Origin of the sequence: Geobacillus sp. ZGt-1, assembly GCF_001026865.1 — a bacterium.
Taxonomy (GTDB): Bacteria; Bacillota; Bacilli; order Bacillales; family Anoxybacillaceae; genus Geobacillus; species Geobacillus thermoleovorans.
Map to the genome: position 1 here is coordinate 219,125 of NZ_LDPD01000006.1, position 17,396 is coordinate 236,520.

A 17,396-nucleotide genomic window follows, 5' to 3' on the forward strand; every position below is an offset into this window, starting at 1 on the left:
GCCACTTCCGCTCCACCTCGACGCCGTTTTGCGGATGCCGCTTTTTAAAGCGCGGATTTGTGCGCGGCAGCGGCGTCTTGCCGGACCGTTCAATGACTTCCATGCGCACTCGGGCTTGTTTGTAAGCCGGCGTGTTCGTGCGATGGTCGGTTTGCGGGCCGGTCAGCATGTTAATGGCGCTCTCATTGGCTGTGGAGTGCATCGGCAAGAACAGTTCATTGCCTCTGACTCGATCGGTGACGAGCACGCGCACTTTGACGCGGCCGTACGGCGAGATGAGCCGAACGAGCGCCCCATCTTCAATGCCGCGTTCTTTGGCGAGTTCAGGGGATACTTCGACAAACACTTCTGGGAATTTATGCTCGATGCCTTTGGATTTGTACGTCAAGTTTCCTTCATGGAAATGTTCGAGCAATCGGCCGTTGTTCACAAGCAAATCGTACTCTTCCGGATATTGCACCGGTTCGACCCAATCGGCTAACGCAAAGCGGGCTTTGCCGTCCGGGAAGTTGAACCGCTCTTTGTACAACAGCGGCGTGTCAGCCCCGTCATGGCTGCCCCAGCATAAGCTGTTCCAGCCCTCGAGCCGGTCGTAATGCGCTTGTGAGTACAGTGGGGCGAGGCTGGCGATTTCATCCATGATTTCTTTCGGGCCAGCGTAATTCCAATCGGCGCCAAGCCGCTTCGCGATTTCTTGAATGATCCACCAGTCTGGCTTGGAGTCGCCAAGAGGCTCCAGCGCTTGGTAAAACCGTTGGATGCGGCGCTCGGTATTCGTGAAAGTTCCTTCCTTTTCCAAACTTGGCGCTGCTGGCAAGATGACATCAGCAAATTGCGCTGTTTTTGACAAGAAAATGTCTTGAACGACAACAAAGTCAAGCTTCGCCAACGTCTCTTGCACATGGTTGGCGTTGCAGTCGACGAGCGCCATATCTTCGCCGACGATATACATCGCTTTCAGCTCGCCCCGTTCGGCTGCTTCAAGCATTTGAATGTTGTCAAGGCCTGGTTTCGCATCGATGCGGACGCCGTACGCTTGTTCAAACTTCGCTCGTGCCTCATCATCGGTGACATGTTGGTAGCCAGGCAGCCAGGCAGGAAGCGAACCCATATCGCAGGCGCCTTGAACGTTGTTATGGCCGCGCAGCGGGAATGCGCCGGCGCCCGGACGCCCGTAGTTGCCGGTGGCAAGAAGCAAGTTTGAGATCGCCGCTGACGTGTCGCTGCCGCCCGTGTTTTGCGTGACCCCCATGCCCCAGAGGACGCACGTGCCGTCTGCTTCGTGGATCATCTCGGCGATGCGGATGAGATCGGCTTTGGCGATGCCGGTCACTTGTTCAGCATAGTCGAGCGTATATTTTTCGAGCAATTGTTTAAACTCTTCAAAGAAATGGACGCGCTCGCGAATGAATGCTTCATCATGCCAGCCTTGGTCGATGATGTATTTTGTCACCGCCATGAGCCACACTTGGTCGGTTCCTTGTTTCGGGCGGATGAACAAATCGGCGCGCTCCGCCATTTCGTTGCGGCGCAAGTCGGCGACGATCAGTTTTTGCCCGAATAGTTTATGCGCCCGTTTGACGCGGGTAGCGAGCACCGGATGCCCCTCAGCTGGATTGGCACCGATGATGATGACAAGCCCCGCGGTGGCGATGTCGTGAATCGTGCCGGAGTCGCCGCCCATGCCGACCGTGCGGAACAGGCCGTCCGTCGCCGGCGACTGGCAGTAGCGCGAACAGTTGTCGACATTGTTCGTTTCAAATACTTGCCGTGCCAACTTTTGCATTAAATAGTTTTCTTCATTGGAAATTTTCGATGATGAAATAAAGCCGATGGCGTTGCCGCCGTATTGCTGTTTGATCGCGCCGAGTTTTTCCGCGACCAAAGAGAGCGCTTCATCCCATGTCGATTCGACGAAGACGTCGCCTTTGCGGATGAGCGGTTTCGTCAGCCGTTCTTCACTGTTGACGAAATCCCAGCCGAATTTCCCTTTGACGCACGTCGAAATGGCGTTAACTGGTGCTTCGGAAACAGGCTGGATTTTTAAAATTTTCCGCCCTTTCGTCCACACTTCAAACGAACAGCCGACGCCGCAGAACGTGCAAACCGTTTTCGTCTTTTTGATCCGTTGTTCGCGCATGGCGGCCTCGATTTCAGAAATGGCGAAAATACTCGTATAGTTTGGCTCGACTTCCTTGACAAAATCGATCATCGGGTTGAGGACGTCTTTGTCCAAGCCGGTGAGAAAGCCCGCTTCGCCAAGCATCGATTTTTCCATTAACGCGTTGCACGGACAGACGGTGACGCAATGCCCGCAGCTGACGCACGACGATTCGTTGATCGGCACCCCACCGTCCCAAACGACGCGCGGCCGTTCCGCTTCCCAATCGATCGAAAGCGTTTCGTTCACTTGCAAGTTTTGGCAGGCTTCGACGCATTGCCCGCAGGCGATGCATTGATTCGGGTCGTAGCGGTAGAACGGATGCGACATGTCCACCTCGGACGGGTCGACTTTCGGCCGGTACGGATATGTTTGATGTTCAATTTGCATCATTTCCGCCGTGTTGTGCAGCTTGCAGTTGCCGTTGTTGTTGTCGCACACCGTACAGTACAAGAGATGATTTTCCAACAGGCGGTCCATCGCTTCTTTTTGCGCTGCCTTTGCCCGCGGCGAGCCGAGTTCGACGACCATGCCGTCCTCAACCGGCGTCGCACAGGCGCGAAGCAGCGTTCCGTTGACTTCAGCGATGCACGTGTCGCATGTCTGAATGGCGCCAAGCTCCGGCGTATAACAAACTTGCGGATGCGGAAGACCGTGTTCATTGACGACTTCCAAAATCGTCATCCCGGGCTTGGCGCGGTAGGCACGCCCGTTGATGGTTACCGTCACCATTTGCGCTTCCATCGTCGCTCCCCCTTTGTCAAAATAAAAAACTCCACCAGCGACGAGACGAATGCTTCATCGTGGGTGGAGTAGTTCTTTAGCATAACGATACTAAACAACCAATCCAAACTTTTTATATTTAGTAGAAAAATAACAAGGCCGCTTCTTGCCTTATTATTTTTCCACTATGTATACATTTGCTATAGTTTATTATAGTACGGCAAAACGAAGAACACAACGGATGGGCTGGAACTTTTTCTGGTGGCTTTCGGAAAGGGGGAAGAAAAATGTCCAAAAAAGAAGCCGCTTTCAACGATATTGTGCGCAAAGTGCGCAAACAGCTGTTTGGCAAAGGGCCGGAGCGGATTAAAACGTATTTTGTCGACAACTTGGCGATTACGATTTTGCATGGCAATTTGACGCCGACAGAAAAATTTATCGCCCGCACGCCGGAAGGCCGAGAGATGGTGCATGCAGCGAGAACGAAAATGATCCAAGACGTGTACGCCCAACATGTGCCGGACGGCATGGAAGAGCTCATCGGTTCGAAGCTTCTTTATTTGTTCAGCGACATTAAAGTGGAAGAAGATATGGCCGTATCGGTGTTCGTGTTTGAAAAACCGATTGAATTGTGACGATTTTGTGAACAGAAACAATTGTTTTTCGTTACTGTTCGTGGTATGCTTATGAATAGTTAGCACGATGAAAATAGTAGAAGCCTTGCCGGCTAAACGGTTTCGCCGCTTGGCAGGCAGGTTTCGGAAACGGATGTGCGTTGGTTTCGCTGCAGAAGTGCTGGGCGCAAACTACCGCCGCTTTTCGCTGACAGGGGCGAGTTTGTCCTCTTGTCCGGAAGGCGGCGGTTTTATTTTGCATGGAAAGGGGGAATGGCAAGGTGAGCGGGTTTGCGGCGAAATGGCGACCGATTGCGAAATACCGGAACGGGCGCTTTGTTGAGGAAGAGGACGAGATCGCGCTCGAGTTTCCGTTGACCATAACGGTCAATGGCGAGGAGTTTGCGACGATCGTTTGCACGCCGGCGCATCTAGATGAATTGGTAATCGGATTTTTGGCTTCGGAAGGAGCCATTCGGACGTGCAGCGACATCAAAGGGATGACCATTGATGGTGAGCGGGGCTTTGCTTATGTCGAACTCGCCGCAGGCGGACTGCCGGCCAAACAGTTTTATGCCAAGCGGTTCATCGGCTCGTGCTGCGGAAAAAGCCGGCAATTTTATTTTTACAATGACATGAAGACGGCGAAAACGATCGTCGGCGGCATCACGGTGAAGGCGGATGACTGCATTCGCCTCATGAAAGCGCTGCACGAGCGGTCGACGGACTTTGCGGCGACGGGCGGTCTTCACAACGCCGCGCTCGCCACACCGGATGAGATGGTCGTGATTCGTTCTGACATCGGGCGTCACAACGCGCTCGATAAGCTGTATGGCTATTGCCTGCGTCATCAAGTTGCGATGAAAGACAAGCTCATTGTATTCAGCGGCCGCGTTTCATCGGAAGTGCTGTTAAAGGCGGCGAAAATGGGAGTGAGCGTCCTGCTCTCAAAATCGGCGCCGACGACGCTGGCCTTGGATTTGGCGGATGAACTCGGCATAACCGTCGTTGGCTTTTTGCGCGGGCAGGCGTTTAACGTGTATACGCATGAGAGTCGGATCATCATCGGGTAAAAGGGGAGGAGAGGCTGTGAAAAACCGTTGGCTCATTGCGTTATCGGCTGTCGGCATTCATATTTCGATTGGGTCTGTTTATGCGTGGAGCAATTTTACCAATCCATTAAAACAATTGTTTGGATGGTCGGACCAGGAAGTGGCGCTCACGTTCAGCATTGCGATCTTGTTTTTAGGATTGTCGGCTGCGTTCCTTGGCCATTTTGTTGAAAAGCACGGACCGCGGAAATCCGGACTATTGGCCGCCATCTTCTTTGGCCTCGGGGTGACTGGTTCTGGATTAGCTGTTGCTCTCGGTTCCAAGTATCTGCTTTATCTGTTTTATGGCGTTTTAGGTGGGATCGGGCTCGGCGTCGGGTATATTGCGCCAGTGTCAACGCTTGTCAAATGGTTTCCAGACCGGCGCGGGTTGGCTACAGGGCTGGCGATTATGGGATTCGGTTTTGCCGCAGCGATCGCGAGTCCGGTGATGAACAGTTTGATTGCCTCCGTCGGCGTCCAAAATACGTTTTTCATTTTAGGCATTACGTATTTTGTCATTATGACGTTATCTTCTCTTTATTTAGAAAAACCGCCAGAAGGATGGCTGCCGGAAGGATTTCAGGAAAAAGTGAAGGCCGGAAAAGCCAAACCTTCGCTTGATTTGGCGCAGTTGACGGCCAATGAGGCGGTTAAAACAAGACGTTTTTGGTATTTATGGTTCATGTTGTTTATTAACGTGACGTGCGGCATTGCCGTTTTAGCGGTGGCCAAACCGTTGGCGGTGGAAAGCATCGGCATCAGCCAAACGGCCGCGGCGGCATTAGTTGGCGCCATTGGGGTGTTTAACGGGTTAGGGCGCATCGGTTGGGCATCGGCTTCTGATTATATTGGGCGACCGAATACGTATACGACGTTTTTCGTTTTGCAAATCTTGATTTTCTTCCTGTTGCCGAACGTGTCCATCAAATGGCTGTTTGTTGTGATGCTGACGATTGTGTATACGTGCTACGGCGGCGGATTCGCCTGTATCCCGGCGTATATCGGCGATTTGTTCGGCACGAAGCAGCTTGGCGCCATCCATGGTTATATTTTGACCGCTTGGGCCGCGGCTGGTCTCGTCGGACCGATGTTTGCTGCGTATATTAAAGACACGACCGGTTCTTATGAAGGAAGTTTGGCCTTTTTTGGCGGATTGTTTGTCATCGCTTTCATCATCTCGTTGCTCGTGCGCATCGATATTCGCCGATTGCGCGCCCAGCATGAACAAATCGCCTATGTTTCGGCGGCTAAGGAAAGTTGAGAACGATTTCCTTCCGTCTTCCCTCGGCGTGCGGCAAGCCACGCCGGGGGTTTTTTGATATAATAAGGTGGATATGGATCATAGGCATCATGGGGGAAACGTTGAATGACAAGAGAAACAGAGCGATTTCCAGCGCGCGAGTTTCAGCGCGATTTGCTTGACTGGTTCGCCCGCGAGCGCCGCGACCTGCCGTGGCGGAAAGGCCGCGACCCATATAAAGTATGGGTGTCGGAAGTGATGCTGCAGCAAACGCGCGTCGAGACGGTCATTCCGTATTTTGAACAGTTTATCGATCGGTTTCCGACGCTGGAGGCGCTTGCTGACGCTGATGAGGACGAGGTGCTGAAGGCGTGGGAAGGGCTCGGCTATTACTCGCGCGTGCGCAATTTGCACGCGGCGGTGAAAGAAGTGAAAACGCGCTATGGCGGCAAAGTGCCGGACGATCCAGATGAATTTTCTAGGCTGAAAGGAGTCGGACCGTATACGGTCGGGGCGGTGTTGAGCCTCGCTTATGGTGTCCCGGAGCCGGCTGTTGACGGCAACGTAATGCGTGTCTTGTCGCGTCTGTTTCTCGTGACAGACGATATTGCCAAACCGTCGACGAGAAAACGATTTGAACAAATCGTCCGCGAAATTATGGCGTACGAAAACCCGGGAGCGTTTAACGAGGCGCTGATTGAGCTTGGCGCTCTTGTTTGCACACCGCGCCGCCCGTCGTGCCTTCTTTGTCCGGTGCAAGTCTACTGCCAAGCGTTCGCCGAAGGGGTGGCGGAAGAGCTGCCGGTGAAAACGAAAAAAACAGCGGTCAAACAAGTGCCGCTCGCAGTAGCGGTGCTGGCCGATGATGAAGGCCGCGTTCTCATTCGCAAGCGCGACAACACCGGTTTGCTTGCGAATTTATGGGAGTTCCCCAGCTGCGAAACGGACGGTGCAGATGGAAAAGAGAAGCTCGAGCAAATGGTTGGGGAGCAATACGGTTTGCAAGTAGAGCTTACAGAACCGATCGTTTCGTTTGAGCATGCGTTTTCCCATTTAGTCTGGCAGTTGACCGTGTTTCCCGGCCGCCTGATCAGCAGCGAGTCCACCAAGGAGCCTTTTCGGCTTGTGTCTGAAGATGAGCTCGAAGCGTACGCCTTTCCGGTGTCCCATCAACGTGTTTGGCGCGAATATAAAGAATGGGCGGGCGGAGTACGCCGCCCCGATTAATCAGGCACCGGCATCGTGCCGTGTGTATACGTTGCTTCACGGCGCCCAAGGCCGCCGCGCGCTTCGATTTCCTCGATGATTTCACGGTGAATCGTCTGCCCTTCGACGTTTAAATATGGAGCGATTTGTTGGAACGAATGATGAAAATAAGCGAGTTCGTCATCGGTCCATTCCGTTTTCGGAATCATCGACAGCTCAGTCATATCGCGGCCGACGTACATAGGCAGCCCCTCCCTCATCTATGGAATTCGGCTATATTATATGTATAAGGAGTGAAAAACATGAGCGGAAAAGTAGCAGTGGTCACCGGCAGCAGCCGCGGCATTGGCAAAGCGATCGCCTTGCGGCTGGCCAAGGAAGGATACGATATCGTGGTCAACTACGCCCGCAGCAAAACAGCTGCCGAAGAAACGGCGCGCGAAATTGAAGCGCTCGGGAGAAAAGCGCTCGTCGTCAAAGCGAACGTCGGCGACGTTGAGAAAATTCACGCCATGTTTGCCCAAATCGATGAGGTGTTCGGGCGGGTCGACGTGCTCGTGAACAACGCCGCATCCGGCGTCTTGCGCCCGGCGATGGAATTGGAAGAAACGCATTGGAACTGGACGATGAACATCAACAGCAAAGCGCTTTTGTTTTGCGCCCAGGAAGCGGCCAAAAGAATGGAGCAAGTCGGCGGCGGGAAAATTGTGAGCATCAGCTCGCTCGGGTCGATCCGCTATTTGGAAAACTATACGGCGGTCGGCGTCTCGAAGGCCGCGCTTGAAGCGCTGACCCGCTACTTGGCTGTCGAGCTGGCGCCGAAAAACATCGCCGTCAACGCCGTCTCCGGCGGGGCGGTCGATACCGATGCGCTGAAGCACTTCCCGAACCGTGAAGAGCTGCTCGCCGACGCGGCTGCGAACACGCCGGCTGGCCGCCCGGTCAAACCCGATGATATCGTCAACGCGGTTTTGTTTTTGCTCTCGGATGCAGCCGAGATGATTCGCGGGCAGACGATCATTGTCGATGGTGGAAGATCTTTACTTTTGTAACGTCAGCGGATAGAACGATCACCCCCGGGGCATAGTAAAGCACGTGGAGGTGAGAACAATGGCCAAACAACCGAACAAAACAGCAGCTGGCACAAACATTCAAGAAGTAAGACAACAAAATGCCCAATCGGCTCAAGCCGCTCAAGCTGGCCAATTTGCGACGGAATTTGCGGCTGAGACGAATGTGCAACACGTAAAACAACAAAATGCGCAAGCGGAAGCCCGCAAAGCGCAAAATGTCAATCAATAACCAACGATCATCCATGGCTGACGCCTGGCGGTTGTGACGACGGCGTATGTTGCTACAAGAGCGCAGGCGATAGGCCGAAGATGGAAGGAAAAAGCAGGGGCGGCGCGCCTCTGCTTTTTTTGTCGACAAAAGCTGTCATCTCTTTACAAGATTAGTGAAAGGGATTTGTGGGTGCGGGCGCGAAATGATGAAAGGAAATCACACGGCAAAGGGGAAGGGAGAACGGAATGGCGATGGAGCACGCATGGACGAATGTAGGCGACGAGGCGCTGTTTTTGCAACAGGAGATGGAGCGTTGCGAGGAGATCACCCGCCAGTTGGATGAACTTGAACGTGAAGCGCCGACCGCCGCCTTGCGCGAGGAAGTGCGGCAAATGAAACGGGAGGTGGAAGCCATCCGCCGCGCATTTTTAGGGCAGATGGCACCCGGTGTCTGACGGACAGGCTGCGTCCTTGAGCCAACGCGCCAGTTGCCTTTTCCTCAGTAAGGCGGCCTGCTTTTCTTTCCTTTTGCAAAAGGAACAGGGTATAATATAACGAAGAAGCTCCCATCGGAAAGTAGGGAAGAATGATGCCAGTTTACCCTCGGGAAGGGAAAATCATTCAAATCCATAGCTACAAACATAATGGGACGATTCACCGGATTTGGCAGGAAACGGTCGTATTAAAAGGGACGCCATCGTATGTGATCGGCGGCAATAACAAAACACTCGTCATGGAAGCGGACGGCCGGACGTGGGTGACGCGCGAACCGGCGATTTGTTTTTTTCATGCTAAGCATTGGTTTAACATTATCGCCATGATTCGTGAGGACGGGGTGTACTACTATTGCAATTTAAGCTCGCCGTTCGTTTGGGATGAAGAAGCGCTGAAGTACATCGATTATGATTTGGATATTAAAGTGTTTCCCGATATGACGTACATGCTGCTGGATGAAGATGAGTATGAGCGGCATCGCCGCGAAATGCACTATCCCGATGTGATCGACCGCATTTTAAAAAACAACGTTCAAAAACTGATCGGCTGGATTAAGGAGCGGAAAGGGCCGTTTGCGCCCGAGTTCATCGACAAATGGTACGGAGTGTTTCAGGCGTACCAAACGTAAATAGCGGCATGAAAAAAGCCTGTTCGGCATCGCTGGCAGGTTTTTTCTGCTTTTTTGTCGAAAGCGGCACGCATGAAGAGCTGATGGTGAGGCGGGGGATTGTCCTACGGCAGGCTGTCAGTCAAGCCATCCTCGTGCGTCCCACGGTTGGGCTGCCTTGCTAACGCTTATGCTTAAAAGCAGGGGTCTCGATTAGAGATGAGAAATAGCGACATGAAAAATCCTGTTCGCAAGTCGGCAGTTTTTCTGCTTTTTCCCGCATGCATGAGGAATGGCGACGGTCAAGCAGGAGTGATCAGTTGATTTGGAGGCGAAATCGACATCATGGAAGACTTGAATCCGACGGACTTAAAACAAGTGGAAGGAAACAAAGAGTTTCAAATTTTCAAGCGCCCGTCGATGAACGTCGCCTATGTCGGACTGACGGCGACGAGAGGGCCGCTGAAAAACAAGTTGGTTCGCCAAGCGTTGAACTACGCGGTTGACAAGAAAGCGATCATCGATGCGTTTTACGCCGGCCAGGCGGAACCGGCGAAAAACCCGATGCCTCCCAGCATCCCGGGATACAACGATGCGATTCAAGACTATCCGTTTGATTTGAATAAAGCGAAAGAGCTGCTTGCGAAAGCGGGTTATCCGAATGGCTTTGAAATCGAACTGTGGGCGATGCCGGTACCGCGTCCGTATATGCCGGACGGGCAAAAAATCGCTGAGGCCATTCAAGCGAATTTTGCCAAAATCGGCGTGAAAGCGAAAATCGTGACGTATGAATGGGCGACCTATTTAGACAAGCTCGCCAAAGGGGAAGCGGACGCCTTCCTGCTCGGCTGGACGGGCGACAACGGTGATGCCGATAACTTCTTGTATGCGCTCCTTGACAAAGACAGCATTGGCAGCAACAACTACACCTATTTCTCGAATGATGAGCTGCATAAAATTTTGGTCGAAGCGCAAACGGTGAGCGATGAAAACAAACGGAACGAGCTGTATAAAAAAGCGCAAGAGATCATTAAAGAAGAAGCGCCATGGATTCCGCTCGTCCATTCAACTCCGCTGTTGGCCGGCAAGGCGAATATCCAAGGCTTTAACCCGCACCCGACCGGTTCGGATAAGTTTACGAAAGTCGAGTTTAAATAATCGACTGAGAGAGGGGAAGGAGCGCATCTTCCCCTCTTTGTTTGCCGCATGTTAAGGGAGGGAGAGTCAGGTGCAGGGAGGGAGAGTCAGGTGCTGTCGTATGCTGTGAGAAGGGTGCTGATGGTGATCCCGGTGTTGTTTGGCATGTCGCTTGTCGTCTTTTTTATGATCCGAGCCATTCCAGGCAACCCGGCGCAAGTCATTTTAGGGCAAAAAGCGACGAAAGAGGCTGTAGCGGCTTTGACCCATAAGCTTGGGTTAGATGAGCCATGGTATGTGCAGTATGTCAAATACATCGGCGGCTTGCTGCACGGTGACTTAGGCGAGTCGATCCGCACCGGCGCCCCCATCGCCGAAGAAATTTGGCCGTATTTAGCGGCGACGATCGAACTGTCGCTGGCGGCGATGCTGATTGCGGTGATCATTGGCGTGAACGCCGGCATTATTAGCGCTTGGTTTCAAAATTCATGGTTTGATTATATTGCGATGGTGTTGGCATTGATTGGTGTTTCCATGCCGATCTTTTGGCTTGGCTTAATGGAGCAGTGGCTGTTTTCGATTGAACTTGATTGGCTGCCGACGTCCGGTCGCGAGGACGTACGCAACCCTGTTGAGCCGATCACTCATCTTTATCTGATCGATACACTTCTCTCTGGGAATACCGATCAATTTTGGCAAGTTATTCAACATCTTGTCTTGCCGAGTATGGCTCTAGCGACGATCCCGATGGCGATTATTGCTCGCATGACGCGTTCGAGCATGTTGGAAGTGATGAAATCCGACTACATTCGCACCGCTCGTGCGAAAGGATTAAGCATGTTTTGGGTCGTGTACAAACATTCGTTGAAAAACGCCATTATTCCCGTGTTGACGGTCATTGGGCTGCAAACAGGACTGCTGCTTGGCGGTGCGATTTTGACGGAAACGATTTTCAGCTGGCCCGGCATCGGACGCTATATTTATGATGCAATCGGGTATCGGGATTATCCGGTGATCCAATCGGGCATTTTGATCATTGCCACCATTTTTATTTTTATTAATTTGATCGTTGATTTACTTTATGCGATCATTGATCCGCGCATTAAGTACAATTAAGGAGGGAGGGCGCCTATGGCTGAACTAGCGCGCACGCCGGCAACACCGCCGGCGGCGATTAGGGAGACGGAATCGGTTTCTTTATGGAAAGAAGCATGGCGGCGGTTTCGAAAAAATAAAATCGCCTTGGTCGGTGCTGGGATCGTTTTGTTTTTTATCCTTGTCGCCATCTTGGCGCCGTGGCTGGCACCGTATGATTATAAAGACCAACAGTTGGCCGAGCGGTTGCAGCCGCCTTCTAGCGAGCATTGGTTCGGCACCGATGATTTTGGCCGCGACATTTTTTCCCGCGTGATATATGGAGCCCGCATTTCCCTGTGGGTCGGATTTTTTTCCGTGCTCGGCTCGGTCATGGTTGGTTCGCTGCTTGGCATTATCGCCGGCTACTATGGGCGCTGGATTGATGGGGTGATTTCGCGTTTGTTTGACATTATGCTGGCGTTTCCGAGCATTTTATTGGCGATCGGCATCGTCGCTGTGCTCGGGCCGTCTTTGCAAAACGCCCTCATCGCCATCGCTGTCATTAATGTACCGAACTTTGGGCGGCTCATCCGTTCTCGCGTGCTAAGCATTAAGCAAGAAGAATACATTATGGCAGCGAAAGCGATCGGCATGAGCGACTGGCGCATTTTAATCCATCATATTTTGCCCAACAGCCTCGCGCCGATTATCGTTCAAGGGACACTGGCGATCGCCACGGCCATTATCGAAGCGGCCGCACTTGGCTTTTTAGGCTTGGGGGCGCAGCCGCCCAATCCGGAGTGGGGGAAAATGCTATCGGATGCCAAAGATTTCTTGACTCAGGCGCCGTGGACGATGATTTTCCCTGGATTGGCGATCATGCTGACGGTGCTTGGCTTTAACTTAATGGGCGACGGGCTGCGCGATGCGCTTGACCCACGGATGAAAAATTGAAGCAGGCGGTCCGCTACGAGCGGCCGCCTGCTGACTTTCCCAGCTCTTTTTCCAGCGTGTCATCGTAATGGTAATGGTGGAAACTATCGATAAGCTTGTCTAAATGTTCGAGGCGATCCCCATAATCCATGATCGCTCCGATTAAAGAAAACAACCGATAATCGCCCGGCGGCTGGCCGTCCGCATAAAAGGCGGAAGTGAGCCGCTCGCGCTGATGATGAATTTCCTCGGCCCGTCTGCTGTGAGGGAGCGGCTTTGCCTTATGGATAAATTTCAGCAACAGTTGCTCATGGTAGTCAAGCAAGCAGCCAAGGTGCAGGCAGACGGCTTGACGAAGCTCGGCGGGCAAGCGGCTGAACTCGTTTTCGAGCCGGTGCAGCCATTTTAAGACAGATAAAGCTCGATCGGCCGCTGCTATCATTTGCCGGTACAACACGAGTTTGCGAGATTTTTGGAAGCGTTGGCGTCGAAAATACGTGCGTTCTTCTTTGTACATAAAATATAGATGCTCGAGTTTGGTCATTTCTTCGTGTCGTGCTTCAATTTCTTCCTTCAAATGGTGATGGTCGGCTGCTTGCTGTTTATGCAGGCGGATCCATTTTAAAATGGCCTCTGTTTCTTCGCTGATTTTTTCATATACCTTTTTTTCGTATTTCGGCGGCAAGAAAATCAAGTTGACGACAAAGGCGGCGAAAATACCGAGCATCATCGTTAAAAAGCGAATGGCCGCAAATTGAATGAACTGGCGGTCTGTATATTCCATAATGGCAATGACTGTGACAAGCGCTACGGAAATCGTCGATGATTCAAGGCGCATTTTCAGGCAAAGGGCGATGACGATCATCAGCGTCAAACCGACGACCAACGGATCGCGCCCAAGAATGAAAACCGCCGCGATCGCGAACAAGGCGCCGATCACATTCGCTTGCACTTGCTCGATCAGCGATAAATAGGAGCGGTAAATGGTCGGCTGCATGGCGAACACAGCGGAAATGCCGGCGAATGACGGCGATGGAAACTGGAAGAGCGCTGCTAAGAACAAGGCGAGCGCCACTGCGATCCCCGTTTTGAAAATGCGGGCACCGAGTTTCATCTATGATCAAAACTCTCCTTTTTGTTTTGGTGAACCATTCAGTACTATACACAGTTTCATCCTATGTGCGCAAGGAAAAAATATAACGCCCCGCTGGTAAAGGCGGGGCGTTGAGAAATTTCTGGTGTTCAAAGCTGCCGGAACGCCTTGCCGACCGCGTCGATCGTGTAGGCGATGTCGTCTTCCGTATGGGCGAGGGTGATAAACCATGCTTCGTATTTCGACGGCGCGAGATTGATCCCTTGTTTGAGCATGAGCTTGAAAAATTTCGCAAACAACTCGCCGTCGCTGCGCTGGGCTTGCTTGTAGTTTTCCACTTTTTCGTCAGTGAAGAAGACGGTGAGCGCGCCTTTTAAGCGGTTGACGGTCACCGGCAGGCCGCATTGGCGAGCATGGGCCAGGATGCCTTCTTCCAGCATTGCTCCCAATCGGTCGAGATGCTCATAGACGCCCTCTTGTTTCAACACTTCAAGGCAGGCGATGCCAGCGAGCATCGACGCCGGGTTGCCGGCCATCGTCCCGGCCTGGTACGCTGGTCCGAGCGGAGCGACTTGTTCCATAATGTCTTGGCGTCCACCGTACGCCCCGATCGGCAAGCCCCCGCCGATGATTTTCCCCATCGCCGTCAAGTCGGGCTCCACACCGAGCAAGTTTTGCGCTCCGCCGTACATAAAGCGGAAGGCGGTGATCACTTCGTCGTAAATGACGAGCGCCCCTTCCTTGTGGGCAATCTCATTGATCGCTTCTAAAAAGCCCGGTTTTGGCAGGACGATGCCGAAGTTGCCGACGATCGGCTCGACGAGGACCGCTGCGACTTGCTCGCCCCAAACGTTCATCGCTTCGCGGAACGATTCGACATCGTTGTATGGCACGGTAATGACTTCTTGGGCGATGCTCGGCGGCACGCCGGCTGAGTCCGGCGTCCCCAACGTCGATGGCCCCGAGCCGGCGGCGACGAGCACAAGGTCCGAATGGCCATGGTAGCAGCCTTCGAATTTGACGATTTTGCTTCGTCCGGTGTAGGCGCGGGCGACGCGGATCGTGGTCATCACCGCCTCTGTTCCCGAGTTGACAAACCGCACTTTCTCGAGCGACGGGATCGCCTCTTTTAACATTTTGGCAAACGTGATCTCATGCGGCGTTGGCGTGCCGTACAACACACCGGTCTCGGCGGCGCGGCGGATGGCTTCCGCGATGTGTGGATGGGCGTGCCCGGCGATGATCGGTCCGTAGGCGGCCAAGTAGTCGATGTACTTGTTTCCATCCACATCCCAAAAGTAGGCTCCTTGCGCCCGCTCCATCACGACTGGCGCACCGCCGCCGACCGCTTTGTATGAGCGGGACGGGCTGTTCACTCCACCAACAATGTGCTGGAGCGCTTCTTCATATAATTGTTCTGATTTGGTCCACTGCATTGTTTGATCCTCCTGTTTCCGCTGACTGCCTCTTTATATAGTAAACCGAGAAGACTCAAACTTCAATGCTATAGGTGTAAAGCGGGAGACGGATCGGTTTCTCCCATCATTGACGTGCCGATTCGAAAAAATCCGACAGGAAATCGTTTGTTTCCGTATGGGCGGAACTGACATCCAACTGTTGCCGACGGTCGATCGGCGAGTGGGCATTGATTTAGGACAAAAGCATTTTGCCGTTCTTTCCAAATCGGAGGCGGCGCCTAACGCAATGGCGTCAACAGACTGGAAAACAAAAAAGATGAAAATGGCGGCGATTCATGTATAATGCAACATAGGAGAAGGGCGCAAGCCGCCTTTTTCCTTTGACGCCAAGGAGAGGTCAGGAGGAGAACGATGAACGCGATTGAAGTAGAACATTTGCGCAAAGAATTTAAAGTGCACAAAAGCCGCTCCGGCCTTGTCGGAGCGTTTCGCGATTTATGGACGCGCCGTTATACGCTCGTTCGAGCGGTTGATGACATTTCGTTTGCTGTTAAGCAAGGGGAAATCGTCGGCTATATCGGCGAAAACGGCGCCGGCAAATCCACGACGATCAAAATGTTGACCGGCATTTTAACGCCAACGTCTGGGCGCATTGTCGTCAACGGGATGAATCCCCATAAAGAGCGCGAAAAATTCGTGCGCACGATCGGCGTCGTGTTCGGCCAGCGTTCGCAATTATGGTGGGACATCGCTGTTCAAGAGTCGTTCCGGCTGTTGAAAAAAGTGTACCGCGTCTCGGACGAGCAATATCGCCGCCATATGGCCGAGGTGATTGACATGCTTGAGATCGGCCCGCTGCTTGATAAGCCGGTGCGCAAGCTGTCGCTTGGCCAGCGGATGCGCTGTGAGCTTGCCGCCGCGCTCATTCACAACCCGCCGCTGTTGTTTTTGGATGAACCGACGATCGGCCTTGATGTGCTTGTCAAACTCAACATCCGCCAGTTTTTAAAGCAATTGAATGAACGGTATGGCACGACGATCCTGCTGACGACGCACGATATGTCAGACATTGAAGCGCTTTGCGAGCGGGTCATTATGCTCGATGAAGGGAAAATCATTTACGACGGGTCGCTTGAGCGCCTGAAAGAAAGATGGGGCCAAGGAAAACGGGTCGCCTTTACGTTTGCCGAAGCGGTGACGGCCGCTTTTTTGCAGCAGTTGACTGAAGGGTTGGATGTTGTTTGGAAAAAAGGTGAACAGCCAAACGTTTGGGTCTCGCACGTTCCATCAGGAGGCGTGCCGGAAGTTGTCAGTCGCGTCGCTGCCCGTTGTGCGTTAAATGACATCCATATTCACGAAGTGCCGACGGAGGAGATCATCCGCAATATTTATGAGGAAGGTGCGGTTCATGGGTAAGTATGTCGAAATGGTCCGCATCCGCTTTTTAATGATGCTCGCCTACCGGACAAACTATTACACTGGCATTTTGATTTACGCCATTAACATCGCAGCGTATTACTTCCTTTGGTCGGCTATTTATGGCGGCAAATCATCGATGCAAGGGATGTCGCTTGGGCAAATGACGACGTATGTCGCCATTTCCTGGCTGGCGCGGGCGTTTTATTTTAACAACCTTGACCGTGAAATCGCCATGGAAATCCGCGATGGAAAAGTAGCGATTGAACTGATCCGCCCGTACAGCTATTTAGGGATGAAAGCTGTGCAAGGGCTTGGCGAAGGGCTGTTTCGCCTTTTCTTTTTATCGCTGCCTGGGCTTTTGGTCGTATCGCTTTTTTTGCCGCTTCAGTTTCCGGGACACGCCAAAACGTGGCTGTCTTTCGGCTTGTCGCTTCTATTCAGCTTTATCATTTTTTCGGAGCTGAACTTGCTTGCGGGGGTTGTGACGTTCTTTACGTTCCGAAATGAAGGGTTGCTTAGGGCGAAGCGGTTTATCATCGACTTGTTTTCTGGGCTCATTTTGCCGCTTTCCTTTTATCCTGATTGGGCGCAACGGGCGATGATGTATTTCCCGTTTCAAGCCATCAGCTACATCCCAAGCATGATCATGACAGAAAGTTTTAAAGGTGCTGCTGTCCGTGATGGCCTGCTTCTGCAGGCAACGTGGTGCATCGTATTGCTTTTTCCGATTGGATGGTTATGGAGAGCGGCGAAAAAGCGTCTTGTTGTGCAAGGGGGGTAAACGTTGTTTTACGTATCGGTTTTTTTTCAATACATGGCGCAATATATGAAGACAAAGCTGCAATATCGAGCCGATTTGTTCGTGGAGTGGCTGTCTGACTTTATGGCTCAGGCG

General features: G+C 52.6%; 18 protein-coding genes and 2 pseudogenes. 16 read left to right on the forward strand and 4 right to left on the reverse strand.

Features of this window, described 5'->3' with window-relative positions; genetic code table 11:
- Positions 1-2,905: formate dehydrogenase subunit alpha (gene fdhF, locus VU18_RS01950; protein ID WP_047757556.1), on the reverse strand; the 2,905-nt coding region annotated here is incomplete at its 3' end.
- 266 nt (positions 2,906-3,171) lie between these two features.
- On the opposite strand from fdhF, the gene VU18_RS01955 reads away from it, so the two are divergent.
- The 5 genes from VU18_RS01955 (at position 3,172) to mutY (ending at position 7,059) form a co-directional block, all read left to right on the forward strand.
- The gene (locus tag VU18_RS01955; protein WP_011229964.1) at positions 3,172-3,519 is read left to right on the forward strand and encodes a DUF2294 domain-containing protein; all 348 of its coding nucleotides are present in this window, start codon (positions 3,172-3,174) and stop codon (positions 3,517-3,519) included.
- Between the two features lie 67 nt (positions 3,520-3,586).
- Positions 3,587-3,841: a hypothetical protein gene (locus VU18_RS18780; RefSeq protein WP_169740295.1), complete on the forward strand. Its 255-nt coding sequence runs from the start codon at positions 3,587-3,589 to the stop codon at positions 3,839-3,841.
- Positions 3,780-4,571, forward strand: a complete 792-nt coding sequence (gene fdhD / locus VU18_RS01960) for a formate dehydrogenase accessory sulfurtransferase FdhD (protein ID WP_033024728.1) — start codon at positions 3,780-3,782, stop codon at positions 4,569-4,571. Before VU18_RS18780 ends, fdhD begins: the two co-directional genes overlap by 62 nt.
- Before the next feature lie 16 nt (positions 4,572-4,587).
- Positions 4,588-5,853 (forward strand): OFA family MFS transporter, encoded by a 1,266-nt coding sequence (locus VU18_RS01965; RefSeq protein WP_014194917.1) that lies wholly within the window; start codon positions 4,588-4,590, stop codon positions 5,851-5,853.
- 105 nt (positions 5,854-5,958) lie between these two features.
- Complete coding sequence (gene mutY / locus VU18_RS01970; RefSeq protein WP_020279373.1) at positions 5,959-7,059, forward strand: A/G-specific adenine glycosylase; 1,101 nt, start codon at positions 5,959-5,961, stop codon at positions 7,057-7,059.
- Here mutY and VU18_RS01975 read toward each other — a convergent pair.
- Positions 7,056-7,280: a hypothetical protein gene (locus tag VU18_RS01975; protein WP_011229968.1), complete on the reverse strand. Its 225-nt coding sequence runs from the start codon at positions 7,278-7,280 to the stop codon at positions 7,056-7,058. The two genes, mutY and VU18_RS01975, sit on opposite strands and share 4 nt — an antisense overlap.
- A 60-nt stretch (positions 7,281-7,340) precedes the next feature.
- On the opposite strand from VU18_RS01975, the gene fabL reads away from it, so the two are divergent.
- The 7 genes and pseudogenes from fabL (at position 7,341) to nikC (ending at position 12,592) form a co-directional block, all read left to right on the forward strand.
- On the forward strand, positions 7,341-8,090 hold the full coding sequence (fabL, locus tag VU18_RS01980) for an enoyl-[acyl-carrier-protein] reductase FabL (protein ID WP_011229969.1): 750 nt from the start codon (positions 7,341-7,343) through the stop codon (positions 8,088-8,090).
- Between the two features lie 58 nt (positions 8,091-8,148).
- Positions 8,149-8,340 (forward strand): gamma-type small acid-soluble spore protein, encoded by a 192-nt coding sequence (locus VU18_RS01985; protein WP_011229970.1) that lies wholly within the window; start codon positions 8,149-8,151, stop codon positions 8,338-8,340.
- 227 nt (positions 8,341-8,567) lie between these two features.
- A complete protein-coding gene (locus VU18_RS01990) occupies positions 8,568-8,777 on the forward strand; it encodes a YgaB family protein (protein ID WP_011229971.1) in 210 nt (69 codons plus the stop codon).
- A gap of 134 nt (positions 8,778-8,911) precedes the next feature.
- Complete coding sequence (locus VU18_RS01995; RefSeq protein ID WP_011229972.1) at positions 8,912-9,445, forward strand: DUF402 domain-containing protein; 534 nt, start codon at positions 8,912-8,914, stop codon at positions 9,443-9,445.
- Between the two features lie 309 nt (positions 9,446-9,754).
- A pseudogene (locus VU18_RS02000) lies at positions 9,755-10,582 on the forward strand (ABC transporter substrate-binding protein); the annotation flags it as partial.
- A gap of 90 nt (positions 10,583-10,672) precedes the next feature.
- Entirely contained in the window at positions 10,673-11,677 is a 1,005-nt protein-coding gene (locus tag VU18_RS02005; protein WP_014194923.1) for an ABC transporter permease, read from the forward strand.
- A gap of 15 nt (positions 11,678-11,692) precedes the next feature.
- Positions 11,693-12,592 (forward strand): nickel transporter permease, encoded by a 900-nt coding sequence (gene nikC / locus VU18_RS02010; RefSeq protein WP_011229973.1) that lies wholly within the window; start codon positions 11,693-11,695, stop codon positions 12,590-12,592.
- Positions 12,593-12,605: 13 nt separating this feature from the next.
- Here nikC and VU18_RS02015 read toward each other — a convergent pair whose 3' ends face one another.
- Entirely contained in the window at positions 12,606-13,685 is a 1,080-nt protein-coding gene (locus VU18_RS02015; RefSeq protein ID WP_014194924.1) for an aromatic acid exporter family protein, read from the reverse strand.
- Between the two features lie 128 nt (positions 13,686-13,813).
- Positions 13,814-15,100, reverse strand: a complete 1,287-nt coding sequence (locus tag VU18_RS02020) for a glutamate-1-semialdehyde 2,1-aminomutase (RefSeq protein WP_013146305.1) — start codon at positions 15,098-15,100, stop codon at positions 13,814-13,816.
- Positions 15,101-15,257: 157 nt separating this feature from the next.
- Here VU18_RS02020 and VU18_RS18785 point away from each other — a divergent pair, with 157 nt between their 5' ends.
- The 4 genes and pseudogenes from VU18_RS18785 to VU18_RS17820 form a co-directional block, all read left to right on the forward strand.
- Positions 15,258-15,425 carry a hypothetical protein gene (locus VU18_RS18785; RefSeq protein WP_014194925.1) on the forward strand — a complete coding sequence of 56 codons (168 nt, stop codon included), beginning with the start codon at positions 15,258-15,260 and terminating at the stop codon, positions 15,423-15,425.
- A 68-nt stretch (positions 15,426-15,493) separates the two neighbouring features.
- Positions 15,494-16,498, forward strand: a complete 1,005-nt coding sequence (locus tag VU18_RS02025; RefSeq protein ID WP_011229976.1) for an ATP-binding cassette domain-containing protein — start codon at positions 15,494-15,496, stop codon at positions 16,496-16,498.
- Positions 16,491-17,282, forward strand: coding sequence for an ABC-2 family transporter protein (locus tag VU18_RS02030; protein ID WP_011229977.1), 792 nt, complete (start codon positions 16,491-16,493; stop codon positions 17,280-17,282). The genes VU18_RS02025 and VU18_RS02030 overlap by 8 nt, the downstream gene beginning before the upstream one ends.
- 3 nt (positions 17,283-17,285) lie before the next feature.
- Positions 17,286-17,396 (forward strand): annotated as a pseudogene (locus VU18_RS17820) (ABC transporter permease); the annotation flags it as partial.